General features: G+C 50.5%; 1 protein-coding gene. It reads left to right on the plus strand.

Annotation, left to right across the window (positions count from 1 at the left end):
- On the plus strand, window positions 1–319 hold a 319-nt coding region (locus PPOP_RS05225; RefSeq protein ID WP_042227509.1), incomplete at both ends, for an IS110 family transposase.

Genomic DNA, 319 nt, shown 5'->3' on the forward strand with positions numbered 1-319 from the left:
GGCTCAAACGCGAACCTTTCCCACAATGACACGGGATTTGTTTGCCTTGATGACGTGGCTGGAAGCCGAAGGCGTGACCCATATTGCAATGGAGAGCACTGGCATCTACTGGAAACCCGTATACAACATTTTGGAAGGCTATTTTGACATTGCACTTGCTAATGCACAGCGGATCAAAAACGTCCCTGGACGCAAAACCGATGTTAGCGATGCGGAGTGGATTGCCAAGCTACTGCGAGTCGGCCTAATCGAAAAAAGCTTTGTGCCCTCCGAAGATCTCCGGGAACTACGCGATCTAACACGCTTGCGCAAAAAACGG

This window comes from Paenibacillus popilliae ATCC 14706 (genome assembly GCF_000315235.1).
Taxonomy (GTDB): Bacteria; Bacillota; Bacilli; order Paenibacillales; family Paenibacillaceae; genus Paenibacillus_B; species Paenibacillus_B popilliae.